Annotated in this window: 20 protein-coding genes; 14 read left to right on the plus strand and 6 right to left on the minus strand. The window is 75.6% G+C overall.

Going from position 1 to position 22,778, the window contains the following annotated elements:
* Positions 1-2: 2 nt before the first annotated feature.
* Complete coding sequence (locus tag LPA27_RS03650) at positions 3-791, minus strand: IclR family transcriptional regulator (protein WP_056864942.1); 789 nt, start codon at positions 789-791, stop codon at positions 3-5.
* Between the two features lie 232 nt (positions 792-1,023).
* Here LPA27_RS03650 and LPA27_RS03655 point away from each other — a divergent pair, with 232 nt between their 5' ends.
* From LPA27_RS03655 to LPA27_RS03690, 8 genes are all read left to right on the plus strand, one after another.
* Positions 1,024-2,244, plus strand: coding sequence for an ABC transporter substrate-binding protein (locus tag LPA27_RS03655; protein ID WP_228941543.1), 1,221 nt, complete (start codon positions 1,024-1,026; stop codon positions 2,242-2,244).
* A 34-nt stretch (positions 2,245-2,278) separates the two neighbouring features.
* Positions 2,279-3,298, plus strand: a complete 1,020-nt coding sequence (locus LPA27_RS03660) for a branched-chain amino acid ABC transporter permease (RefSeq protein ID WP_228941544.1) — start codon at positions 2,279-2,281, stop codon at positions 3,296-3,298.
* Positions 3,295-4,377 (plus strand): branched-chain amino acid ABC transporter permease, encoded by a 1,083-nt coding sequence (locus LPA27_RS03665; RefSeq protein ID WP_228941545.1) that lies wholly within the window; start codon positions 3,295-3,297, stop codon positions 4,375-4,377. Before LPA27_RS03660 ends, LPA27_RS03665 begins: the two co-directional genes overlap by 4 nt.
* Entirely contained in the window at positions 4,374-5,093 is a 720-nt protein-coding gene (locus LPA27_RS03670) for an ABC transporter ATP-binding protein (RefSeq protein WP_082503315.1), read from the plus strand. The genes LPA27_RS03665 and LPA27_RS03670 overlap by 4 nt, the downstream gene beginning before the upstream one ends.
* Positions 5,090-5,860, plus strand: coding sequence for an ABC transporter ATP-binding protein (locus LPA27_RS03675; RefSeq protein ID WP_228941546.1), 771 nt, complete (start codon positions 5,090-5,092; stop codon positions 5,858-5,860). The genes LPA27_RS03670 and LPA27_RS03675 overlap by 4 nt, the downstream gene beginning before the upstream one ends.
* A gap of 62 nt (positions 5,861-5,922) precedes the next feature.
* Complete coding sequence (locus LPA27_RS03680) at positions 5,923-6,339, plus strand: muconolactone Delta-isomerase (RefSeq protein ID WP_228941547.1); 417 nt, start codon at positions 5,923-5,925, stop codon at positions 6,337-6,339.
* Complete coding sequence (locus tag LPA27_RS03685; RefSeq protein ID WP_228941548.1) at positions 6,339-7,121, plus strand: hypothetical protein; 783 nt, start codon at positions 6,339-6,341, stop codon at positions 7,119-7,121. The genes LPA27_RS03680 and LPA27_RS03685 overlap by 1 nt, the downstream gene beginning before the upstream one ends.
* On the plus strand, positions 7,118-8,476 hold the full coding sequence (locus LPA27_RS03690; RefSeq protein ID WP_228941549.1) for an FAD-binding protein: 1,359 nt from the start codon (positions 7,118-7,120) through the stop codon (positions 8,474-8,476). The genes LPA27_RS03685 and LPA27_RS03690 overlap by 4 nt, the downstream gene beginning before the upstream one ends.
* 164 nt (positions 8,477-8,640) lie before the next feature.
* On the opposite strand, the gene pgm is transcribed toward LPA27_RS03690, so the two are convergent.
* Positions 8,641-10,284, minus strand: coding sequence for a phosphoglucomutase (alpha-D-glucose-1,6-bisphosphate-dependent) (pgm, locus tag LPA27_RS03695; protein WP_228941550.1), 1,644 nt, complete (start codon positions 10,282-10,284; stop codon positions 8,641-8,643).
* Between the two features lie 77 nt (positions 10,285-10,361).
* Entirely contained in the window at positions 10,362-10,517 is a 156-nt protein-coding gene (locus LPA27_RS03700; protein ID WP_228941551.1) for a hypothetical protein, read from the minus strand.
* A 62-nt stretch (positions 10,518-10,579) separates the two neighbouring features.
* On the opposite strand from LPA27_RS03700, the gene LPA27_RS03705 reads away from it, so the two are divergent.
* Positions 10,580-12,433 carry a hypothetical protein gene (locus tag LPA27_RS03705; protein ID WP_228941552.1) on the plus strand — a complete coding sequence of 618 codons (1,854 nt, stop codon included), beginning with the start codon at positions 10,580-10,582 and terminating at the stop codon, positions 12,431-12,433.
* 74 nt (positions 12,434-12,507) lie between these two features.
* On the opposite strand, the gene LPA27_RS03710 is transcribed toward LPA27_RS03705, so the two are convergent.
* The 3 genes from LPA27_RS03710 to LPA27_RS03720 all read right to left on the minus strand — a co-directional run bounded on the left by LPA27_RS03710 (position 12,508) and on the right by LPA27_RS03720 (position 16,402).
* The gene (locus tag LPA27_RS03710) at positions 12,508-13,443 is read right to left on the minus strand and encodes an oxidoreductase (RefSeq protein ID WP_056905248.1); all 936 of its coding nucleotides are present in this window, start codon (positions 13,441-13,443) and stop codon (positions 12,508-12,510) included.
* Positions 13,444-13,721: 278 nt separating this feature from the next.
* Entirely contained in the window at positions 13,722-14,561 is an 840-nt protein-coding gene (locus LPA27_RS03715; RefSeq protein WP_228941553.1) for a maleylpyruvate isomerase family mycothiol-dependent enzyme, read from the minus strand.
* A gap of 56 nt (positions 14,562-14,617) precedes the next feature.
* Positions 14,618-16,402, minus strand: coding sequence for a GAF domain-containing SpoIIE family protein phosphatase (locus LPA27_RS03720; protein WP_228941554.1), 1,785 nt, complete (start codon positions 16,400-16,402; stop codon positions 14,618-14,620).
* Between the two features lie 157 nt (positions 16,403-16,559).
* Between LPA27_RS03720 and LPA27_RS03725 the strand changes: the two genes are divergently transcribed.
* The 5 genes from LPA27_RS03725 (at position 16,560) to LPA27_RS03745 (ending at position 22,722) form a co-directional block, all read left to right on the plus strand.
* On the plus strand, positions 16,560-18,383 hold the full coding sequence (locus LPA27_RS03725; RefSeq protein WP_228941555.1) for a thioredoxin-like domain-containing protein: 1,824 nt from the start codon (positions 16,560-16,562) through the stop codon (positions 18,381-18,383).
* Entirely contained in the window at positions 18,380-18,922 is a 543-nt protein-coding gene (locus LPA27_RS03730; protein WP_228941556.1) for a GNAT family N-acetyltransferase, read from the plus strand. Before LPA27_RS03725 ends, LPA27_RS03730 begins: the two co-directional genes overlap by 4 nt.
* Before the next feature lie 93 nt (positions 18,923-19,015).
* Positions 19,016-19,903 carry an MOSC domain-containing protein gene (locus LPA27_RS03735; RefSeq protein WP_228941557.1) on the plus strand — a complete coding sequence of 296 codons (888 nt, stop codon included), beginning with the start codon at positions 19,016-19,018 and terminating at the stop codon, positions 19,901-19,903.
* Positions 19,904-20,551: 648 nt separating this feature from the next.
* On the plus strand, positions 20,552-21,877 hold the full coding sequence (locus tag LPA27_RS03740; RefSeq protein WP_228941558.1) for a GNAT family N-acetyltransferase: 1,326 nt from the start codon (positions 20,552-20,554) through the stop codon (positions 21,875-21,877).
* Entirely contained in the window at positions 21,874-22,722 is an 849-nt protein-coding gene (locus LPA27_RS03745; protein ID WP_228941559.1) for a cupin domain-containing protein, read from the plus strand. Before LPA27_RS03740 ends, LPA27_RS03745 begins: the two co-directional genes overlap by 4 nt.
* The last annotated feature ends 56 nt before the right edge of the window (positions 22,723-22,778 follow it).

Genomic DNA, 22,778 nt, shown 5'->3' on the forward strand with positions numbered 1-22,778 from the left:
CCTTAGCGGAGGCGGTCGGTGATGTCGTTGGCGGCCTCGACCACCAGGCGGGTCTGGCGCTCGTCGGCGCCGTCGGCGAGGTCGGCGTAGCGGAAGACCGGGCCCGAGGAGCTGACCGAGCCCAGCACGTTGCCCGCGACGTCGAAGAAGGGCGCGGCGATCGAGGCGGCTCCGGTGTTGCGCTCGTTGAGGGAGACGGCGTAGCCGCGCTCGCGGGAGGTGGCGAGGTCGGCGAGGTAGGCCTCGACGTCGGTGTCGGGCTTGAGCGCGACCAGCTGGCGCACGGCCTCGTCGATGAGCGGCTGCGGCAGGTGGGCCAGGATCGCGCGGCTCGAGGCGCCCGAGTGCAGGGGGAAGCGGGGGCCGATCTCGACCACCATCTTGATCTCCTGCGGGCTCTCGAACTGGTCGAGGTAGATGCGCTGGTCGCCCACCAGCACCGAGAGCGTCGTGGTCTCCCGGGTCGCGTCGCGCAGCTTGCGCAGCACCGGCGAGGCCACCGAGCGCACGTCGAGCTGGCTCCAGGCCCGCGCGGCCAGCCCGGCCGCGGCCGGGCCGAGCACGTAGCTGGAGCCGCCCGGCACGGGCTGCACCAGCGAGCGCGACGACAGCGACTGCAGGATGCGGTGCACCACCGCCTTGCTCAGCGCCAGGTCGCGGGCGATGCGGGAGACGCCGAGGGGGTCCTCGGAGCGCGCGAAGAGCAGCAGCACGTCGGCGACCCGGTCGGCCGACTCCGTTCCGCCCGGGGTCTCCCGGGCGGCCTCTCCGCGGATCGGGTCTGTGCTCACGGCGCCTTCTTTCGTCGTAGCGTTTCGCTGACCGGAACTGTAACGCTTGCGTTTCGCGGGGGATAGCCCCTAGAAATCCCCGTGAGAGGCGTGCATACTCACTGGAACGTCGATCGAGGGCCACTCGGGTGCCCGTCAGACGCTCCGCTCAGCGGAACGCAGCGACTCAGGCCACTGTTCCCCCAAGAGGAACGCACACTGTGCCCCAGGCACGAAAGGTTGGTCCAGCACCATGAAGAAGGTCTCCCTCGCCGCGGCGCTCGCCGCGAGCGCCCTCGCCCTCTCCGCCTGCGGCGGCTCCGGCTCCTCCGGCAGCGCCGACGGCGAGATCATGATCGGTGCGGTCCACCCGCTCACCGGCGCCCTGGCCGGGGTCGGCTCGCTGATGAACAACGGCGCCCAGATGGCCGTCGACGACATCAACGCCGCCGGCGGCATCGAGGCCCTCGACGGCGCCCAGCTCACCCTCGGCGAGGGCGACAGCAAGGGCGTGGCCGACAGCGGCCAGAGCGAGGCCCAGCGCCTGATCAGCGAGGGCGCGGTCGCCCTGGTCGGCACCTACCAGAGCGACGTCACCGCCAACGTCTCCGCCGTGGCCGAGCGCTCCGGCGTGCCGCTGGTCATCGACGTCGCCGTCGACGACTCGATCCTCGAGCAGGGCTACCAGAACACCTTCCGCATCCAGCCCAACGCCACGAGCATGGGCACCGACGGCGCCAAGGCGCTCATCGCGCTGGCCGAGGCCAACGACGAGCCGATCGAGTCGGTCTCCTACATCCACATCGAGGGCGCCTTCGGCCAGAGCGTCTTCGACGCCTTCGCCGAGGAGGCCGAGGCCAACGGCGTGGAGGTGCTGGAGGAGGTCACCTACCCCGGCACCAACTTCACCGACGCCACCACCCAGGTGCGCGAGGCCGCCGCGGCCGACCCCGACGTCATCGTCGCCACCGGCTACTACCCCGACAGCCTCCTCATCGCCCAGGCCGTCGAGGCCCTCGGCCCCGACATCGACGCCGTCTACGGCGTGGCCAACGGCGGCTTCGACGACGGCGCCTTCCCCGGCGACGCCGGCCAGGCGGGCAACCAGGTGCTCAGCGCCAACTACCACTACGCCGCCACCGACGAGCGCGTGCAGGACATCCGCACCCGCTTCGAGGAGGAGTACGGCAAGCCCATGGAGACGGCCTCGATGCTGTCCTACCAGGCCGTCGTCGTCATCGCCCAGGCCCTCGAGGAGGCCGGCTCCGACGACCCCGAGGCCGTGCGCGAGGCCCTCGCCGGCATCGAGGTCGACGACCCGCTGCTGGCCTTCGACGGCCCCATCACCTTCGACGAGACCGGGCAGAACGAGAACGCCACCGTCATCGTCATGCAGATCCAGGACGGCGAGGTCGAGCAGGTCTTCCCCGAGGACTTCACGACCAGCGAGCCCGTCTACCCGACCAACCGCTGAGGCGGCCCCGCCGTCAGGAACGGATGACACCCGGATGACAACGAGCCCCACCGCCACCGATCCCGGAGGGCCCACCACCATGGAGCCCGACCGGGAGCGCCGCAGCCTGAAGCTGCCGGCGGCGCCCCTCTTCGTCCTGGCCGCCGTCGTGGTCGCGCTGGCCCTCGTCTACACCGTGGGCCAGCGCGAGACCGGCCTGGTCACCCAGTCGGTGGCCACCGGCCTCCTGCTCGGCGGGGTCTACGCCCTCGTCTCGGTCGGGCTCACGCTGATCTTCGGCGTGCTCGGCATCGTCAACTTCGCCCAGGGCGCCATGCTCACCATGGCGATGTTCCTGGTCTACGAGATGTCGACCTCCGGCGGCATCCCGGTCTACGTCGCGACGCTGCTGGCCGTGCCGGTGATGTTCCTCTTCGGCGTGCTCGTGCAGGCCACCCTGCTCAACAAGCTCACCATGGCCGGCAACGAGGAGGGCCCGCTGCTCATCACGCTCGGGCTCTCGCTGCTCATCGTCAACGTGCTGCTGATGATCTTCGGCGGCCGCCCGCTGCGCGTGCCGGGCTCGGTCAGCGGCCGCGTCGAGATCCTCGACGCGATCATGTCCTACGAGCGGCTCATCGCCTTCGGCGGAGCGCTGCTCGTGGCCGGGGCGCTCACCCTGCTGCTGCGCGGCACCTCCTTCGGCCTCTCCATCCGCGCGGTCTCCGCCAACACCCAGGGCGCCTCCCTGGTCGGCGTCGACGTCAGCCGGGTCTACGCCCTGACCTTCGGCATCGGCTCGGCCTGCGTGGCCGTGGCCGGCGGCCTCATGGCGCCCTTCCTCAGCCTGACCCCGTCGGTGGGCGAGCAGTTCACCATCCTCGCCTTCGTCATCGTCGTGCTCGGCGGCCTCGGCAACGTCGCCGGCGCCGTCGTCGGCGGGCTGATCATCGGCCTCGTGCAGACCGTCGGGGCGCTCTACCTGCCCGGCACCGGCTCGCTGATCCTGGTCTTCGGCGTCTTCGTCCTCGTCCTCTTCTTCCGCCCCCAGGGCATCTTCGGAGCGACCCGATGAGCGCCACCAGCACCGCCGGCACGCCCGGCACCCCCGCCCCCGGCGCCACGCGCCGCCCCAGCGTCGGTCTCGACGACCCGCGCCTGAAGGACCGCTCCACCTCGCGCACCTACGCCGCGCTGGCGCTCATCGTCGCGCTGCTCGCCGTACTGCCCCTGCTCCTCGACGAGCAGACCGAGGCCGTGGCCATCCGCACCCTGATCTTCGCGATCCTGGCGGTGGGGTGGAACCTGATGAGCGGCTACGGCGGCATGTTCAGCTTCGGCCACGCCGCCTTCTTCGGCATCGGCGCCTACACCGACGCCTACCTCCTGGTCGAGCACGGCGTCTCGCCGTGGATCTCGATGCTCGTGGGCGCCGCGATCTCCGCGGCCGCCGGCACCCTCATCGCCTTTCTGTGCCTGCGCTACCGCCTGGCCGGGGCCTACTTCGCGCTGGCCACCTTCGCCTTCGCGCAGGTCTTCCTGCTCGCGGTGCAGAACCTCGACTTCCTGCGCCGCACCGAGGGCTTCAACGTGCCCCTGCTGCTGGAGGACTCCTGGTCGATGATGCAGTTCGAGCAGGGCAGCCCGATCTACTTCTGGATCCCGCTCGCCGTGCTCGCCCTCGGCCTCTTCGGCACGGTCGCCTTCGTCAACTCCCGCGCGGGGCAGTACGTGCAGGCCGTGCGCGACGACGAGGTCGCCGCCGCCTCCCTCGGCATCCGCGTCATGCGCTACCGCCTCCTCACGGTCGCGCTCAGCTGCGCCTTCACCTCGCTGGCCGGCGCCTTCTACACCCAGTACTACTTCTTCGTCGGCCCCGAGCAGGCCTTCGGCTCCGGGGTCTCGGTCAACGCGATCGTGCCCGCCGTCATCGGCGGCATCGGCACCGTCTTCGGCCCGCTCGTCGGCGCCCTGGTCGTCGGCCCGCTCTCGGAGTGGATCGCCCAGATCCTGCGCGACCCGCCGGAGTTCCTCGCCTTCCTCCAGGGCGTCACGGGCCTCGACGTCGCCATCTACGCCGCCCTGCTCGTCCTCATCGTGCTGTTCATGCCCAAGGGCATCTACGGCACCCTGCGCGATCGGTTCCGCTCATGACGCTGCTGCACGTGGAGTCGCTGACCAAGACCTTCGCCGGCCTCACCGCCGTGCGCGACGTCGACGTCGACGTCACCGACGGGGAGTTCCTCGGCATCGTCGGGCCCAACGGCGCGGGCAAGACCACGCTCTTCTCGCTGCTCGCCGGCCAGCTCGAGCCCACCCGCGGCCGCGTCGTCTTCGACGGCCAGGACATCACCGGCTGGGGGCCGGCCAAGGTCGCCTCCGTCGGGCTGGTGCGCACCTTCCAGCTGATGCGGCCGTTCGAGTCGATGAGCGTGCTCGACAACGTCGCCATCGCCGCCCACGGCCGCCACCGCTCCCGCAAGGCCGCGCGCCGCGCCGCGCTGGAGGTGATCGACCGGGTGCAGCTGGACCGCTACGTCCACTCCCCGTCGGGCAGCCTGCCCACCGCCGGCCTCAAGCGCCTCGAGCTCGCCCGCGCCCTGGCCCTCGAGCCGCGGCTGCTGCTGCTCGACGAGGTGCTCGCCGGGCTCGTGCCCGCCGAGCGCGCCCCCATGATCGAGCTGCTGCGCGAGATCCACGCCGACGGCATGACGGTGATGTTCGTCGAGCACATCATGGCCGCGGTGATGGCGCTCTCCGAGCGCCTGCTGGTCATGGCCGAGGGCGCCGAGCTCGCCCTCGGCGACCCCCACGAGGTCATCACCGATCCCCGGGTCGTCGAGGCCTACCTCGGAGAGGACTACGCATGAGCACCCCCACTCCCGCTCCCACGCCGGGTACGGCGCCCGCGCCGCACCGCCCGGCGGGCGACTCCCTGCTGCAGCTGCGCGACCTGCACGCCGGCTACCGCCGCCTGGAGATCCTCCACGGCCTCGACCTGCACGTCGCGCGCGGCGAGATCGTCTCCCTCATCGGCGCCAACGGCGCGGGCAAGACCACCACGCTGCGCGCCGTCGCCGGGCTGGTCTCGGTCACCGGCGGCGAGATCCTCTTCGACGGCGCCGCGGTGCACAAGATGAAGCCCCACCAGGTCGTGCGCGCCGGGCTCGTCCACGTGGCCCAGGACCGCGCCCTCTTCGGCGACCTCCAGGTCATCGAGAACCTCGAGATGGGCGCCTACTCCCAGCCCCGCTCCACGGTGAAGGCCTCCCTGGAGGAGGTCTTCGACCTCTTCCCGATCCTCGCCGCGCGGCGGGCCCAGAAGGCCGAGACCATGTCGGGCGGGCAGCAGCAGATGCTGGCCATCGGGCGGGCCATGATGGCGCGCCCCACCTGCCTGACCCTCGACGAGCCGTCGGTGGGCCTCGCGCCCAACCTGGTCGCCCAGGTGCTCGAGGCCATCCGCCGCATCCGCGACTCCGGGGTCACCGTGCTCATCGTGGAGCAGAACGCCTCCCAGGCCCTCGCCATCTCCGACCGCGCCTACGTCATCGAGAGCGGCGCCATCGTGCTCGAGGGCACCGGCGCCGAGCTGGCCGACGACCCGCGCGTGCGCGAGGCCTACCTCGGGGTCTGACCCCGACCGCCCGGCCCGACCGACGGTCGAGGGGCGCGAGCAGAGAGAAGGGAGGGGAGCACGTGGAGTTCCTGGTGCACATCGAGATCGTCTGGCCGCCCGAGACGCCGGTCGAGCAGCGCGAGGAGGTCTTCGCCCGCGAGCTGGCCCAGGGCCAGCGTCTCGCCGCCGCCGGCCAGCTGCGCCGGCTCTGGCGCATCCCGGGCCGCTGGGCCAACTGGAGCCTCTACGACGTCGCCGACGCCACCGAGCTGCACGCCTGCCTGACCTCGCTGCCGCTGCACCCGTGGATGGACATCACCGTCCACCCGCTCGCCGCGCACCCCAACGACCCCCGCGCCCTGGGCCTCGGCCCCGAGGCGCAGCCGCCCTGCGCGGCCCCGCCGTACGCCGCGCCCGCCGCCACCGCACCGCCCGCCGGGCCGGCCGCAGCGCCGCCCGCCCGCACCACCGACCCGACCCAGGGAGTCCCCGCCTGATGCGACTGCTCGCCATCACCCCGATCGTCGTCGACGACGCCGAGCTGGCCCGGCGCCAGGCGCGCTACGACGCCCTCGCGCCCGCCGGCGTCACCGTCGTGCTCGAGCACCTCGACCCCGGCAGCTCCGGCAGCTCCGGGGGAGGCCCGACGGGCGAGCCCGACGCCCGCACCCCGCGCCTGCCGCGCGCCCTCGACACCGCCGACGACGTGCGGGCCAGCGAGCGCGCGCTCCACGCCCGCTACGCCGCCGTCGACCCCACCGGCTGGGACGCCTACCTCCCCGACTGCGTGCTCGACCCGCTCGCCGACCTCGCCGAGGCCGACGGCGAGGGGGCTGAGGGCGAGGGCCTGGCCGGTCTCGCGCGACCGGTGCTCGGCCTGGGCCGGCTCACCGCGGCCTTCGTCACCGGCCAGGGCGCCCGCCTGGGCGCGGTGGCCCGCAACGCCCCCATCGCGGACGAGCTCGACCGCCGCCTGGGTCAGTACGCCGCCGCGACCGTCGCCCCGACCGCCGTGCTCGACCTGTCGGTCGACGACATCGCCGACGACGCCACCTGGGCCGCGGCGGTGGAGCGCACCGTCGAGGGCCTCGACTGCGACTTCGTGCTCAACGCGTGCTCGGCCGTCGACGTGGCCGAGCAGGCGCGGGCGCCGTACGTGCTCGACCCCACCGCCACCGCCCTGGCCCTCCTCGGGCTGCGGGCGCGGGTGACCGGCCGGCTCGACGACGCCGCCCCCGCCACGACCGCTGCCCCGGCCACGACGGGGGCGACGCGATGAGCCCGGAGGGTCCCGACCTCGTCGTCGCCGGCGCCGGCGGCGGGCTGGTGGCCGCGCTGCGCGCCGCCTCGCTGGGCCTCTCGGTGCTGGTGGTGGAGCGCAACGAGCACTTCGCGCGCGGCAACAACACCGCCATGTCGACCGCGATGGTGCCCGGCGCCGGCACCCGCTGGCAGCGCGAGGCCGGGGTGGAGGACTCCGCCGAGCGCTTCGTCGACGACATCCGCGCCAAGACCCACGGCCAGGCCGACGAGCGGCTCGCCGTGGCCCTGGCCGGGGTCAGCGCCCGGCTGGTGGAGTGGCTGGCCGACGAGGCCGGGCTGCCGCTCTCGCTGGTCACCGACTTCGGCTACCCCGGCCACTCCGCGCTGCGCTGCCACACCGTGCCCGGCCGCGCCGGCCAGGCCATGCTGGCCGACCTCGTGCGCGCCGCGCGCGCCAGCGACCTCGTCGACCTGCTCGTGCCGGCCCGGCTCGTCGACGTCGTGCTCGACGACGACGGCGCGGTGTGCGAGGCCGTGGTCGAGACCCCCAACGGCGAGGAGCGCGTGCCGACCCGCGCCGTGCTGCTGGCCACCAACGGCTTCGGCGCCGACCGCGAGCTCGTGGCCCGCCACCTGCCCGAGATCGCCGGCGCGACCTACCACGGCAGCGAGGGCTCCACCGGCGACGCCCTGCGCCTGGGCGAGCGGCTCGGCGCGCAGACCGCCTACCTCGACTCCTACCAGGGCCACGCCGCCCTCACCCCCGCCGCCACCCTGGCCGGCTGGGCCACCGTCATGCACGGCGCCGTCGTCGTCGACACCACCGGGCGCCGCTTCGGCGACGAGACCACCGGCTACTCCGAGTACGCCGCGGCGCTCCAGGCCGCCGAGGGCGGGCGCGGCTGGCTGGTGCTCGACGAGCGGATCCACGAGGCGTGCCAGTCCTTCACCGACTACCGCGACACCGTCGAGTCGGGGGTCACCCGCACCGCCGCCGACGTGGCCGGCCTGGCCGCCGCGATCGACGTCGACGCCGGCGTGCTGGGCGCGACGCTCGAGGCGGCCCGCGCCGCGGCGAGCGGCGAGGCCGACGACCCGCACGGGCGCACGCGGTGGGAGGCGCCGCTGGCTGCGGCGTACCGCGCCGTGCCCGTCACGCCCGCGCTCTTCCACACCCAGGGCGGGCTGGTCGTCGACGAGCACGCCCGCGTGCAGCGCGCCGACGGCCCCGTGACCGGGCTCTACGCCGCCGGGGGCGCCGCCGCCGGCATCTCCGGCCACGGCGCCGCGGGCTACCTCGCCGGCAACGGCCTGCTCCCCGCCCTCGGGCTGTCGTTCCTCGCCGCCGAGCACGTCGCCGCGGGGCGCTGAGCCCGGGCCCGGGGCGCGCGGCCGGCGCGTCTTACTGACCGTTGCGACCACTGCCTGACCGTTGTGACGCCCTGCCAGTAGTCGCAACGGTCAGTAGGACATCGCTGCCGCGGACGCTGCTGCCGCGGACGCTGCTGCCGCAGACGCCGCTGCCGCGGCGGGGGTCAGGCGCCGAGGGCGGCGGAGACGACGTCGCGGGCCTCGGCCTGCACCTGGGCGAGGTGGTCGGGGCCCTGGAAGGACTCGGCGTAGATCTTGTAGACGTCCTCGGTGCCCGACGGGCGCGCGGCGAACCACGCCGACTCGGTGGTCACCTTGAGCCCGCCGATGGCGGCGCCGTTGCCGGGGGCCTCGGTGAGCTTGGCGGTGATCTCCTCCCCGGCCAGAGTGGTGGCGGTGACGTCGTCGGGGGAGAGCGCGGCCAGCGCGGCCTTCTGCTCGCGGGTGGCGGGGGCGTCGATGCGGGCGTAGGCGGGGTCGCCGTGCTGCGCGACGAGGTCGGCGTAGTGCTGCGAGGGCGTCCTGCCGCTGCTGGCGAGGATCTCCGAGGCCAGCAGGCAGAGGATGAGGCCGTCCTTGTCGGTGGTCCAGGCCGAGCCGTCGCGGCGCAGGAACGACGCCCCGGCCGACTCCTCCCCGCCGAAGCCGAAGGAGCCGTCGAGCAGCCCGGGCACGAACCACTTGAAGCCCACCGGCACCTCCACCAGCGGCGTGCCGATCGAGGCCGCGACCCGGTCGATCATCGACGACGACACCAGCGTCTTGCCGATGCGCGCCGAGGCCGGCCAGTCGGGGCGCGCGCCCCCGAAGAGGTGGCCGATGGCGACGGCGAGGAAGTGGTTGGGGTTCATCAGCCCGGCGTCGGGGGTGACGATGCCGTGGCGGTCGGCGTCGGCGTCGTTGCCGGTGGCGATGTCGTAGGCGTCCTTCTGCGCGACCAGCGAGGCCATCGCCGAGGGCGAGGAGCAGTCCATGCGGATCTTGCCGTCCCAGTCGAGGGTCATGAAGCGCCAGGTGGCGTCGACCAGCGGGTTGACCACGGTGAGGTCGAGGCCGTGGCGCTCGGCGATCTCGCCCCAGTAGTGCACCGCCGCGCCGCCGAGCGGGTCGGCGCCGATGCGCACCCCCGCGGAGCGGATCGCCTCGAGGTCGACGACCTGGGGCAGGTCGTCGACGTAGCCGCCCAGGAAGTCGTACGTCGACACCGCGGCCCGCGCCCGCGCGAAGGGCACGCGGCGCACGTCGTGCAGCCCCGCGGCGATGAGCTGGTTGGCGCGCGCGGCGATGACCTTCGTGGCGTCGGAGTCGGCCGGCCCGCCGTGGGGCGGGTTGTACTTGAAGCCGCCGTCGGCCGGCGGGTTGTGCGAGGGGGTCACGACGATGCCGTCGGCCAGGCCCGGCCCGCTCGTGCGGCCCCGGTTGGCGCGCAGGATCGCGTGGGAGACCGCCGGGGTGGGGGTGTAGGCGTCGCGGTCGTCGACGAGCACGGTGACGTCGTTGGCCACCAGCACCTCCAGCGCGGTGGCCCAGGCCGGCTCGGAGAGACCGTGGGTGTCGCGGCCGATGAAGAGCGGGCCGTCGTAGCCCTGCTCGCGGCGGTAGTCGCAGATCGCCTGGGTGGTGGCCAGGATGTGCGCCTCGTTGAAGGAGGTCCGGAGCGAGGAACCGCGGTGGCCGGAGGTGCCGAAGGCGACCTGCTGGTCGACGTCGTCGGGGTCGGGCTCGCCGGTGTAGTAGGCGGTGACGAGGTGGGCGACGTCGACGAGGTCGGCGGGCTCGGCGGGCTGTCCGGCGCGGGGGCTGCTCATGGGGCTCATCATGGCCTCGAAAGCCCAGCGGGGGCACCACCCCTCGGCCTACGATCGGTGCCATGTCGTCACTCCCGTCACACGCGCCCCACGGGGGCGGCGTGGTCGGCGGGGTGGCCGGCGGTGTGGTCGGCGGGGTGGCTGGCGGGCTGGCGCGCGGTACGACGGGTCGGGTGGCGGGCGGCTCCGACGCCGGCCGGGTCGCTCGCGGGGTCGTTCTCGGGGTCGCTCACCGGGGCGTTCACGGGGTCGCTGACGCGGTCACGGGCGCGGTGGGCCGCGGGGGTCCGGGGGCGTGAGGCACCAGCGCACGGCCGCCCTCGTCGGGGTGGCCGTCCTGTGGCTCGCCCTGGGCCCGTGGGTGCTGCTGCTCGCGCTGGCGAGCCTGCTCCACCCGGCGGTGCGCGCCTGGCTGCGACCGACCCCGCGGGTCGCCGCGGCGTGGGTCGGCGCGGTGGCCGCGGCCGTCGGCATCGCGGTGGTCGCCCCCGCCGGCTGGCTGCCCGTGCCGCCCGGGCCGGGCGCGCTGGTGACCCCGGCCTACGTCGGGCGACCCGTCGCCGCCCAGCCGCTGCTCGACGTCGCGGGCGGGCCGGGTCCGCGCGGGGAGTCACCCGGGGTGACCTCGCGCTGGTTCGGCTGGGGCGGGCGCTGCTGGGGCGTCACCGCCGCCGGCGACGCGCTGCTCGCGCGCTGCGGCTCGACCCTGCGACTGGTCGGTGCCGACTCGCTGCGCGCCCGCGACACCCTCGACCTCGCCGCCGGCGGGTCCGGCGACCCCGACTCCTCGGGCGGCTCCGACGGGTCCGACGGGTCCGACGGGGCGGAAGAGGAGCCCGCGGGCGCCTGCGCCTCGGCCTTCGCCACCACCTCCTCCGTGGCCTCCGTGCTCGGTGCCGGGGGCTCCGACGGGGGCTCCGGGGGTGCGGCCGAGGGCGACGGTGGCGAGGCTGCCGGTGACGACGCCGCCGCGGACCTCCCGGACGCCGCCGACGGCACGGGCGCCGTGGTGCCGACCCTCGATCGGCGGGTGCTGGTCGTGGCGATCGGTGACGACGAGGGCGAGCTCGCCGTGGTGCGCGACGTCGACGTCTCCGCCGCCGTGCCCGCCGGCGACTGCCTGGTCTCCGCCGCCGCGGCCGCCGGGCCGACGGGCACGAGCGGCGCCGGTGGCGACGGGCGGCTGTGGTTCGTCACCCGCGACGGCCGCGTCGGCGTCGTCGCCCCCGACGACACCGTGCGCACCACCGACCTCGGCGAGACCGTCGGGCAGCCGCTCGTGGTCGCGCCCGCGGGTGGCTCTGCGGGCGGCTCGGCTGGCGACGCCGCGGGCGCCGCAGGAGGCACGACCGGCGGGTCGGCGGCGGCCTCGCCCAGCGGTCCGGGCGGCGGCGCGGCGGGCGGATCGGCCGGCGGCTCGACCGGCGGATCGACCGGCACCGCGGGGAGCGAGGTGCTCGTGAGCAGCACGGCCGCGACGTACCGCCTCGCGCTGCGCGGCGGACGACCGGGCGTGGTGTGGCGCGCGGCCTACGACCGCGGCGAGGAGGTCAAGGACGGTCAGCCCGACCAGGGCAGCGGCACGCCGCCGGTGCCGCTGGCCGGAGGGCTGGTCGCCCTCACCGACAACGCCGAGCCGCGGATGCACCTGCGCGTGCTCGACGCGCGCGACGGCTCCGAGGTCTGCTCGGCGGCGCTCTTCGAGGACGACCACAGCGCCACCCGCGGCCCGCTGGTCTCGGTGGGGCGCGGGGTCGTGGTCGCCAACACCGCCGGCTCCTCGGGCTGGTCGCCGACCCTGCTCGGCCGCGCGCCCAGCGGCGGCGTGGCCCGCGTCGACGTCGTCGACGGCGAGTGCGTGGAGCGCTGGAGCACCGACCTGGTCGCCCCGTCGGCCGGCGCCGTGGTCTCGCCGGTGACCGGGCTGGTCTACCTGCCGACCAAGCGGCGCAGCTGGTGGGGCGCCGACGCGTGGTACCTCACCGCCGTCGAGGCCGCCACCGGCCACACCGCCTTCGGCGTGCGCCTGGGCCTCGGCCCCCTCGTCGACCCCGCTGACCCCACCGGCTCCCCGGTCGCCCTCGGCCCCGACGGCGCGGCCTACGTCGGCACCCGCGGCGGCCTCGTCCGCGTCCGCGACGCCGACTGACCCATCGGCCGCCGTGCGGGCCGGGCCGGGCTGACCGGGTGAGGCTGACCGGGTGGGGCTGACCGGGTGGGCGGTCAGGGGTAGGTGATGCCGGTGGCCCGCTCGCTGACCTCCCACAGCCGGCGCTGGGCCTCGGCGTCGTGGGAGAGGGCGTTGCTGGTGACGACCTGGGGGGCGCCGCCGAGCTCGCCGAGCCCGCTCGGCCCGCAGTACGTCGAGCCCGGCAGGTCCGCCGTGGTCGCCATCAGCGTGGGCCAGGCGCCCGCGGCGGCCGACTGCGAGACCGCCCGCGTGGCGCCGCCGAGGATGGAGGCGAGGCCGCCGCTGGCCCGGCCGACCGCGCCGTTGGCCACCAGGTGGGTGCCCGCGAAGCCGGGGTGGGCCGCCAGCGCCTTGACCGGCAGGCCGGCCTCGCGGGCGCGCCGGTCGAGCTCGTAGGTGAAGAGCAGGTTGGCCAGCTTGGTCTGGCCGTAGACGAGCCAGCGGCTGTAGCGCCCGGAGGTGTCGCGCGGGTCGCCGAGCGGGGCGCGGCGCGCCATCCGGTGGCCGAGGGAGGAGACGGCGACCACGCGGGCCTCGCCGCTGGCCACCAGCTGGGGCAGCAGCAGGCCGGTGAGCAGGAAGGGGCCGAGATGGTTGGTGGCCAGCTGCAGCTCGAAGCCGTCGGCGGTGCGGGTCTGCGGGGTGGCCATGACCCCGGCGTTGTTGACCAGCGCGTGGATCGGCCCGAGGCGGGAGGCCTCCGTGGCGGCGCGGCGCACCGAGGCCAGGTCGGCCACGTCGAGCACGAGCCGCTCCACACGGGGCTCGCTCACCTCGGCGCGGATGAGCCGGTCGGTCTCGGCCAGCTTCGACTCGGTGCGCCCGGCGAGCACGACGCGGGCGCCGCGGCGGGCCAGCTCGAGGGCGGTGTGGTGGCCCAGCCCGCCGGCGCTGGTGCCGGTCACGACGATCGTGCGCCCGGCCTGGTCGGGGATGTCGGCGAGGCGCCAGGTGTCGGTGGCGGTCATGGAGTCTCCGGGTGTGGGTGTCGGGGTGGGGCTGGTCGGGGTGGTGGCGGTCGTGGTGGTGGCGGTCGGGGTGGGGCTGGGAGGGCGGGTGCGGGGATCTCGAGACGGTCGCTGGCGCTCCCTCCTCGATCGCCGGGGGGTGCCGGTGCCTGGCTCCCTCCTCGATCGCCGTGGTGCCGGTGTGTGGCCGCTCCCTGCTCGATCGCCGTGGGTGCCGGTGCGTGGCTCCCTCCTCGATCGACGGGGAGGTGTCGGTCGTGGCGGGGTGACGAGGCGGGTCAGGGGGTGGTGGCGATGCGGGCGAGGAGGGTCTCGGCGAGGTCGGCGTCGCCCTCGACGACCAGCCGGCCGTCGGCGCGCAGGCCGGCGAGGGTCTCGGTGCCGTGCAGACGGCCACCGGCCAGGCGCACGAAGGTGCCGCGGTCGGTGCGCAGCCGCAGGGTCGGGTCGGCGGGGGCGGTGTCGAGGCGGTGGCCGCGGCCGTCCTCGCCGATCCCGAAGGCCTTCGGTGCGTGGCCCTCCAGCTCGAGGACCAGCGTCGTGCCGGGGGCGGCGCCGGCGCGCTTGGCCAGCACGAAGCCGAGGCCGTCGGAGAGGTAGTCGGCGGTGTGCACCGCGGCCGGGGAGTCCTCGCCGCCGGGGCGTCCGACCGCGTCGCGCACGTCCTGCTCGTGCAGCCACACGTCGAGCGGGCGGTTGCGCAGCAGCGTGCGCCAGTCCCAGGGCACGCCTCCGAAGACCACGTCGGGCCGCGCCGAGGCGTCGATGGGCGGGTGCTCCTGCAGCCACGCGTGGCGGGCGGCCGTGGCGCGGCGGATCTCGTCGACGAGGGCCGCGGGCTGCGTCGTACGCCGGTTGACCACGCCGATCTCGGTGTAGTGGCCCATCACGCCGCGCGCGTGGGCGGGCTCGCCGACCTCGGCGGTCTCCTCCTCGCCCGTGGCGAGCACGGTCTCGAGGTGGGCGACGTGGGCGGCGACGGCGCGCACGTCCCATCCGGGCAGCGCCGTAGGGCGCTCCCAGTCCTCGTCGGAGAGGGAGTCGAGCAGCGTGGTGAGGTCCTCGACGGCGCTCCACCACACCGCGACCCACCCGGCCAGCAGCTCACGGTCGTCCATGCCGTCACCCTAGGGCCCGCCCGGTCGCCGGCCGGGTCGTCCGGCCGGTGGACGCCTCAGCCCGTGAACCGTACGGCGAGCAGCGCCACGTCGTCGTCGTGGGCGTGGTCGCTGTCGTCGGCGGCGTCGGCCAGCACGGCATCGAGGAAGTCGGGCAGCGCCAGCGCGTGGTGGCGCGCGGCGACGGCGGCGAGGCGGGCCAGGCCGGCGTCGATGCTCTCGCGGCGGCGCTCGATGAGGCCGTCGGTGTAGAGCAGCAGCGTGGAGCCCGCCTCCACCCGCGCGGTGTGCTCGCGGCGCTCGACGGTGGCGTCGACCCCCACCATGAGGTCGGCCGGCTCGGGGGCGAGCAGGCGGGCCGTGCCGTGGGGGTCGAGCAGCAGCGGCGGCACGTGGCCGGCGTTGGTCCAGCGCAGCACGGCGTCTCCGGGCCGGGCACCGTCGCCGGTGTCGGGCTGCACCCACAGGTGCACCAGGGTGGCCATGCCCTCCACGCCCAGGTCGCGCATGGCGGCGTCGAGGCGCGAGACGTTCTGCGCGGTGGCGTCGCCGTGCGACCAGGTCAGCGCGCGCAGCATCGTGCGCAGCGTGCCCATGGTGGCGGCCGCGGCCACGTCGTGGCCCACGACGTCGCCGATCATCAGGCTCGTGGCGCCCGAGGCGAGGGTGACGGCGTCGTACCAGTCGCCGCCCACCTGGTCGCGCTCGGCGGCGGGGCGGTAGCGCGCGGCGAGGCTGAGGGCGCCGCCCTCGGGCAGTCGTGGCAGCAGGGCCCGCTGCAGCGTCACCAGCGAGTCGGCCTGCGACCCGGTGAGCAGGGCGCGGCGGGCGGCCTGCGCGGTGTAGGCGGCGAGCGCGCCGAGGGTGACGAGCTCGTCGTCGGTGAGGACGCGCCGCTCCTCCCAGACCAGCGCCATCGAGCCGAGCACCTCGCCGCGCTCGACGAGCGGCCAGAAGCTGCGCGCCTGGCCGACCTGCTCGCTGTAGTCGAGGGTGGGGTAGCGGGCGTTCTGGGTCGCGGCGTCGGCGAAGCTGAGCGGGCGCTGCTCCAGCACGCTCTCCCCGACGGGGTTGGAGTCGTCGAGGCCCAGGGCGTGGTTGAGCCGCGCCGAGCCCCAGGTGTCGCCCACGGGGCTGACGTAGCGCAGCATCCCCCGGGTCGCGGGCTGGGCCAGCGGCAGGTCGGCGGAGCGGATCGGGTCGTGGGCGTCGGTGACCCACAGGCCGGCGCGGATGCAGCCGAGCTGCTCCAGGGCGGTGCGCTGGAGCGCGGCGGCCACGTCGGTGAGGGTGAGGGTGGCCGAGAGGGCCTCGCTGAGCGCGAGCAGCACCCGGCTGCGGCTGGAGAGGTCGTGGGCGCGACGCGCCGACTCCGAGGCCAGCTCGCGCAGCCGGCGCTCCGACAGCGCCGCCGAGCAGGCCGCGGCGACGTCCTCGAGCACCGCGAGGTCGTCCTCGCTCCAGGCCCGGGGCCGGTGGTCGATGGCGCACAGCGAGCCGACCACGAGCCCGGCGTGGTCGGTGAGCGGCCAGCCGGCGTAGGCGATGACGTCGAGGTCGACGACCGCGCCGTTGGTGCGCAGCCGGTCGTCGAGGCGGGTGTCCTCGATGACCAGGGGGGAGGCGTCGGCCACGACGTACTGGCACACCGAGTGCGACAGCGGGGTCTCGCGCACGGCCTCGACCTCGGCCGGCAGGCCCACGGCGCCGGGGAACCACTGCCGCTCGGGCTCGACCAGGGTCACCAGCGCCACCGGCACGTCGAGCAGGCGCTGCACCATGCGGGCATACGCGTCGTACGGCGCAGGGTCGAGGACCCCGGTCGTGACGACGCTGCTCATCGGCGGGGTCTCCTCGGTGTGGACAGGGTCGACGGTACCGCCTGCCGAGCCTCTCACCTGCGTCTTCGGCGGTTCTCCCCAGGCTGGCCCGCACGCGCCCGGCGCCCTCCTCCGACCGTCGGGGCGCCCTCCTGCGCCCCCTCCTAGGCTGGAGCCCATGAGTCGTCGACCCCGTGTGCGCGCCCCCGAGCTGGTCGGGCGTGGCTGGCTGAACACCGACGGGCCGCTGGCCCTGCGCGACCTGCGCGGGCGCTTCGTGCTGCTCGACTTCTGGACCTTCTGCTGCGTCAACTGCCTCCACGTGCTCGACGAGCTGCGCCCGGTGGAGGAGCAGTGGGCCGAGGAGCTCGTCGTGGTCGGCGTGCACTCCCCGAAGTTCGTCCACGAGGCCGACCCCGACGCCCTGGCCGCCGCGGTCGAGCGCTACTCCGTGCACCACCCCGTGCTCGACGACCCCGACCTGGTCACCTGGCAGGCCTACACCGCCCGCGCCTGGCCGACCCTGGTGCTCATCGACCCCGAGGGCTACGTCGTCGCGCAGTACGCCGGGGAGGGCCACGCCCACGCCGTCGCCGCCCTGCTCGAGGAGCTCGTCGCCGAGCACCGCGAGCGCGGCACCCTGCAGCCGGCCGGCTCGCCCTACGTGCCGCCCGTGGTCGAGCCCACCGACCTGCGCTTCCCGGCCTCGGCGGTGCCGCTGCCGGGCGGGTCGGTGCTGGTGGCCGACGCCGGCCACGACGAGGTGGTCGAGCTCGACGCCGACGGCGCGGTGGTGCGCCGCGTCGGCGGTTTCCGCGAGCCCAACGGGCTGTGCCTGCTGCCGTCCGACCTGGCCGCCGAGGTGGGCTACGACGTCGTTGTCGCCGACACCGTGGGCCACCGGCTCCAGGGGCTCACGCTGGCCACCGGGGAGACCCGCGTGCTCGCCGGCGACGGCCACCAGGCCACCGACCTCGACGGCGCCAGCCGGCTCTCCTCGCCGTGGGACGTCGCCTGGTGGCGCGGGCGGGTCTGGGTCGCCATGGCCGGGGTGCACCAGCTGTGGACCTTCGACCCCCGCACCGGCGACGTCGAGGTCGCCGCCGGCACCACCCACGAGGGCCTGCTCGACGGGCCGGGGCCCGAGGCGTGGTTCGCGCAGACCTCGCGGCTGGCCCCCGCCGGCGACCGGATGTGGCTGGCCGACTCCGAGACCTCCTCGCTGCGGTGGATCGACGCCGACGGCCAGGTCGGCACCGCGGTCGGCTCCGGTCTCTTCGAGTTCGGCTTCCGCGACGGGGCGGGCGGTGCCGACGGGCCCGCGCTGCTGCAGCACCCGCTCGGCGTCACGGTGCTGCCCGACGGGAGCGTCGCGGTGTGCGACACCTACAACGGCGCCGTGCGGCGCTGGGACCCCGCGACCGGCCGGCTCACCACGCTCGCCACCGACCTGGCCGAGCCCAGTGCGGCGTACGTCGAGGCCGGCGGCGCGACCGACGCCGCCGACGACGCCGCCGACGCCGCCGCCGACGCCGCTGACGGCGGCGCCGCCGTGCTCGTCGTCGTGGAGTCGACCGCCCACCGGCTGACGCGTGTGCCGCTGGGGCGCGAGGTCGCCCGGTCCGGGGGGTTCGCCCACGTCACCCAGCGCCCGGTCACCGAGGTCGCCGGTGGTGTGGAGCTGGTGGTGAGCTTCGAGCCGCCGCCGGGGCAGAAGGTCGACGACCGCTTCGGCCCCGCCGCCCAGCTGGTGGTGGAGGCGACGCCGCCCGCGCTGCTGCGCTCGGGCTCGGGTCGCGGCACCGACCTCACCCGTGTGCTCGAGCTCGACCCCCACGTGGGCGAGGGCGTGCTCCACGTGGCGGCGCGCGCCGCCTCGTGCGACGCCGACGGCGGGGAGGGCGCGGCCTGCCGGATGCACCAGCAGGACTGGGGCGTGCCCGTGCGGATCGCCGCCGGAGCCCCTGCCGTGCTCGAGCTGCCGCTCGGTGGTGCCTCGTGAGCGCTGCCGCCGGCCGGTCCGCGGACGCCGGTGCCGGGGGCGTGCGTCTCGACCCGGTCACGGGGGAGAACATCGACGCCCTGCTCGAGGTCGCCGTGCGCCCCGACCAGGACCACTTCGTCGGCTCGGTCGCGAAGTCGCTGGCCGAGGCCTACGCCCACGGTCCGGTCGCCTGGCCGCGGGCGATCGTCGCGACGCGGCCCTCGGGCGAGGAGGTCGTCGGCTTCGTCATGGCCTTCCTCGACGTGGAGTGGGACGACGACCCCGCCGACGTCCGCAGCGGTCTGTGGCGACTCAACGTCGACGCCGCCCACCAGGGTCGCGGCCACGGCGCCGCCGCCGTGCGGGCGGTCTGCGCCGAGCTCCGCTCGCGGGCCTGCCCGGCGGCCTACGTCACCTACCACGAGGGCCCCGGCAGTCCCGCCCCCTTCTACGCGGGCCTCGGCTTCGTCCCCACCGGCGAGCTCAGCGAGGGCGAGACCGTCGCCCGCCTCGACCTCCACCAGGACGCCGTCGGCCCGGACTCGCGGGACGCGTAGGCGGCCGACCGCACGCTCCGGTCGACCTGCGGGCGAGGCGGCGTCGCGCCGCGCTCGCGTGCTGCGGCGCCTGTGGCGACTAGCCTCACCGTCGTGAGCGCCACCCTCCGGTCGATCCACCGCTACCCGGTCAAGTCCTGCCGCGGCGAGAGCCTCGCCGAGGCGGCCGTCGAGCCCTGGGGCCTCGCGGGCGACCGGCGCTGGATGTTCGTCGACCCCGACGGCGACGCGCTCACCGCGCGCGAGGTCAACGGACTGCTGCTCGTGCGCCCCGAGGAGACGGCGTACGGCGTGCGCCTGCACGCCCCCGGTGCCGAGCCGCTCGACGTCGCGCTGCCCGCCGGAGCCGAGCGGGTCACCGCGCACCTGTGGGGGTCGGTGCTCGACGTGGCCGTCGCCGGGCGCGACGCCGACGACTGGAGCGCCCGCGTGCTGGGGCGCCCGGCCCGGCTGGTGCACCTCGACGACCCGGCCCAGCGCCCGACCGACCCCCGTTTCTCGGGCGAGGACGACCGGGTGTCGCTGGCCGACGGCTACCCGCTCCTCGTCACCACCGAGGCCTCGCTGGCCGCCCTCGACGACGCCGTGCTCGAGCGCAGCCAGGAGACCCACCAGCCCGCCGGTGAGCCGCTGGGCATGACCCGCTTCCGTCCCAACCTCGTCGTCGCCGGCACCAGCGCCTGGGTCGAGGACGACTGGCGTCGCGTCCGGGTCGGCGACGTCGTGCTCCGCGCCGTGAAGGGCTGCGCGCGCTGCGTGATGACCACCGTCGACCCCGACACCGCCGAGCGCGGCCGCGAGCCGATCGCCTCCCTGGCCCGGATCCGTCGGTGGGACGGCGCCACGTGGTTCGGGGTCAACCTCGTCCCCGACCTGACCGGTCTCCCCGCCGGGACGCCACCGCCGGTCGTGCGCGTGGGCGACCCCGTCGTCGTCCTCGAGGCCGCTGCGCCCGGCGGCGGACCCGTGCGCCCCGCCTGAGCCCGCCGGCCTGGACCTTCGAGCCTGGACCTTCGAGCCTGGACCTTCGGGCCTGGACCCTCGGGCTTGACGCGTGGATCGCACGCACCAGCCGCCTGCGATCCACGCGTCGAGCCTGCGCTCGCGGAGTCGCGGCGACCCGGCCCGGACGACCTCTCCGCGTGCTAGGGGGAGGGGCACGACCGTGCCCCTCCCCCTAGCACGCACGGACGGGCTCCCCGTCTGAGCCAGGACCCTCCCGGCCCGGGCGTCCGGACACCCGGCCCGCCGCCGGGCTCGCTCCACCGGGGCTCGCACCACCGGGCTCGCACCACCGGGCTCGCTCCGCCGGGCTCGCCCCGCCTGGCCCAGCCGCCCGGCCCATCCGTTCGGCCCGTCGGCCCGCGCCGCGTGCCCGGCCCTCAGCCCCCGCCGCGCGGCGCAGCCGGCTCCAGCCCCTGCCCGCCTGCTCAGCCGTCCCGCCCGCCTCGCAGCGACTCGGCCCGGGCCGGTCGCGACGTGACCGGGGTCGCCCCACCCGGGGGGCTGGCTCCGTTTGCTGCTGGGAGCCCGGGGTATACCAGAGCGCGGGGGGAGGGGTTCCGCGTGCCGCGGCGCCCCTCGACTCGGCTCCCGTGCGAACCTGACGCCTCGCCCGATGGAGCCCTCGTGTCCCCCAGCGCCCCCCACGCCGCTCGCCCGGCCGGGCAGCTGGTCGACGCTGCGCCCGCTGGAGGGCTGGTCGACGACTGGCACGACCTCGCCGCCCGTGCGCGCCACGCCAACCCCTTCCACGGCCCCGACATGCTGCCGCCGGCGCTGCGCCACCTGGGCGGCGACGACGTGCGGCTCCTGACGGTGCGCGACGACGCCGGCCGCCTCGCGCTGCTGCTGCCCGTGGTCGGTCGCCGTCGCCACCGCCGCCTGCCCGTGCGGGCGACCACGACCTGGCAGCACACCCAGCACTTCCTCGGCACCCCGCTCGTGGCGCCGGAGCTCGGGGTCGACGGGTGGCGTACGGCGCTCGAGCGCCTGGCCCGCGACGGCGAGGACCCCTGGCTGGTGCTGACCTCCCTGGACGCCGACGTGGCCCGCGACGTCGAGGCGGCGGCGGCCCGGACCGGTAGATCGACCCGGCGCCTGGCGTCCCTCCAGCGAGCGGTGACCCGCCGCGACCCGACCGGCGCGCCCTCGCCCGACCACCCCGTCGACCACCCCGTCGACCACCCCGTCGACTACGTCGCCCGGCAGCTGCCGGGCAAGCGCCGCAAGGAGCTGCGCCGGGTGTGGCGCCGCCTCGACGAGAGCGTCGGCGGCGGCCTGCAGGTCGTCGACCTGGCCGAGGCGGGCCGTGCCGACGAGGGCGTCGCGACGTTCCTGCGTCTCGAGGCCGCCGGGTGGAAGGGTGCCGACGGCGGCGCCATCGCCCACCACGCCGACCAGCGGGCGTTCTTCGTCGAGGCCTGTCGCGCCCTCCACGCCCGCGGCGCGCTGTCGGTGCTGGCCCTGGTCGCCGGCGACGGCAGCGCCGTCGCGGTGCTCGTCGACGTGCGCGAGGGCGACACGGTCTTCACCTGGAAGACGGCCTACGACGAGCAGCACGCCGCCCACTCCCCGGGCCTGCTGCTCTACCTCGAGCAGCTGCGCCGCTTCCCCGACACCGGCGCCGCGCTGGTCGACACCTGCGCCGACCCCGGGCACCCGATGGCCGACCGCCTGCACCCCGACCGCCGCGAGCTGGTCACCCTCGCCGTGGCGCTGCGGCCCGGGGCCGGCGAGTGGGCGGTCCGCACGGCACCCCGCCTGCTGGAGACCGTCGACGGGGTCCGCCACCGGTGGCGCGCCCGGCACGACCGCCGCGCTGCCGACCGCACCCGCGCCCCCACCGCCGCGACGTCCGCCTCGCGACGCACCACCGCCACCACCGCCACCACCGCCACCACCACCGCCAGCACCGCCACCGCACCCACGACCCCGGAAGAGGCACGACCATGACCCTGCTCCACCTCGACGAGCAGTCCACCGCCGCCCTGCGCACCGCCGGCGAGACCGGCGAGCCGCAGGAGGTCAGCCACCAGCTGCGCAGCCACGAGCTGCTCACCCTGGAGTCGCTGGCCGACCTCGCGGTGTCGCTGCCGGCCGACAGCATCGAGCACAACGTGGGCGCCCTGCCCGACGTGGTGGCCGACGGCAACGCCCCGCAGCTCGACCTCGAGCTGCGCGAGATGATCCTCGGCCTCGAGACCAACGGCGCGTGGTGCGTGCTCAAGAACGTCGAGCAGGACCCGCGCTACAGCGCCCTCCTCGACGCCTGCCTCGACGAGATCGAGGACCTCGTCTCCGGGCCCGGCCAGGCCTACAACCGCGAGGGCTTCGTCTTCCTCTCCGCCCCGGGCTCGATGACGCCCAGCCACATCGACCCCGAGCACAACGTGCTGCTGCAGGTGCAGGGCAGCAAGACGATGGTCACCGGCACCTGGATGAGCCCCGAGGCGCGCGCGGCCGAGGCGGAGCGCCTCGTGGCCGGCGGTCACCGCAACCTCAAGGCCGACGTGCAGGACCCCGTCGACCACGTGCTCGAGCCGGGCTGCGGCATCTACGTGCCGCCCTACACCCAGCACAAGGTGGTCAACGGCCCCGCGCTGTCGATCTCGCTCTCGGTGACGTGGCGCAGCCCGGCCCTGGCCACCGAGGCCAAGGTGCTGCGCGCCAACTCCTACCTCCGCAAGGCCGGCGTCACCCCCGCGGCCCCCGGCGCCCGCACCGGCGTCGACAAGGCCAAGGCCGGCGCCATCACCGCCGCGGAGAAGGCCAAGGCCGCCCTGCGCCGCGCCCGCTGACCGACGCTGACCGACGCTGACCGACGCTGACCGACGTCGACCGACGTCGACCGACG

The sequence above is a fragment of the Nocardioides sp. Leaf374 genome (genome assembly GCF_916862475.1).
Taxonomy (GTDB): Bacteria; Actinomycetota; Actinomycetes; order Propionibacteriales; family Nocardioidaceae; genus Nocardioides; species Nocardioides kribbensis.

Excerpts from the sequence above, each read along its gene's own strand:
- LPA27_RS03720 (WP_228941554.1), bottom strand. The coding sequence starts at position 16,402 with ATGAGCAGCGTCGTCACGACCGGGGTCCTCGACCCTGCGCCGTACGAC.
- LPA27_RS03745 (WP_228941559.1), top strand. The coding sequence starts at position 21,874 with ATGACCCTGCTCCACCTCGACGAGCAGTCCACCGCCGCCCTGCGCACC.
- LPA27_RS03655 (WP_228941543.1), top strand. The coding sequence starts at position 1,024 with ATGAAGAAGGTCTCCCTCGCCGCGGCGCTCGCCGCGAGCGCCCTCGCC.
- LPA27_RS03710 (WP_056905248.1), bottom strand. The coding sequence starts at position 13,443 with ATGACCGCCACCGACACCTGGCGCCTCGCCGACATCCCCGACCAGGCC.
- LPA27_RS03665 (WP_228941545.1), top strand. The coding sequence starts at position 3,295 with ATGAGCGCCACCAGCACCGCCGGCACGCCCGGCACCCCCGCCCCCGGC.
- LPA27_RS03725 (WP_228941555.1), top strand. The coding sequence starts at position 16,560 with ATGAGTCGTCGACCCCGTGTGCGCGCCCCCGAGCTGGTCGGGCGTGGC.
- LPA27_RS03675 (WP_228941546.1), top strand. The coding sequence starts at position 5,090 with ATGAGCACCCCCACTCCCGCTCCCACGCCGGGTACGGCGCCCGCGCCG.
- LPA27_RS03685 (WP_228941548.1), top strand. The coding sequence starts at position 6,339 with ATGCGACTGCTCGCCATCACCCCGATCGTCGTCGACGACGCCGAGCTG.
- LPA27_RS03715 (WP_228941553.1), bottom strand. The coding sequence starts at position 14,561 with ATGGACGACCGTGAGCTGCTGGCCGGGTGGGTCGCGGTGTGGTGGAGC.
- LPA27_RS03670 (WP_082503315.1), top strand. The coding sequence starts at position 4,374 with ATGACGCTGCTGCACGTGGAGTCGCTGACCAAGACCTTCGCCGGCCTC.
- pgm (WP_228941550.1), bottom strand. The coding sequence starts at position 10,284 with ATGAGCAGCCCCCGCGCCGGACAGCCCGCCGAGCCCGCCGACCTCGTC.
- LPA27_RS03660 (WP_228941544.1), top strand. The coding sequence starts at position 2,279 with ATGACAACGAGCCCCACCGCCACCGATCCCGGAGGGCCCACCACCATG.
- LPA27_RS03690 (WP_228941549.1), top strand. The coding sequence starts at position 7,118 with ATGAGCCCGGAGGGTCCCGACCTCGTCGTCGCCGGCGCCGGCGGCGGG.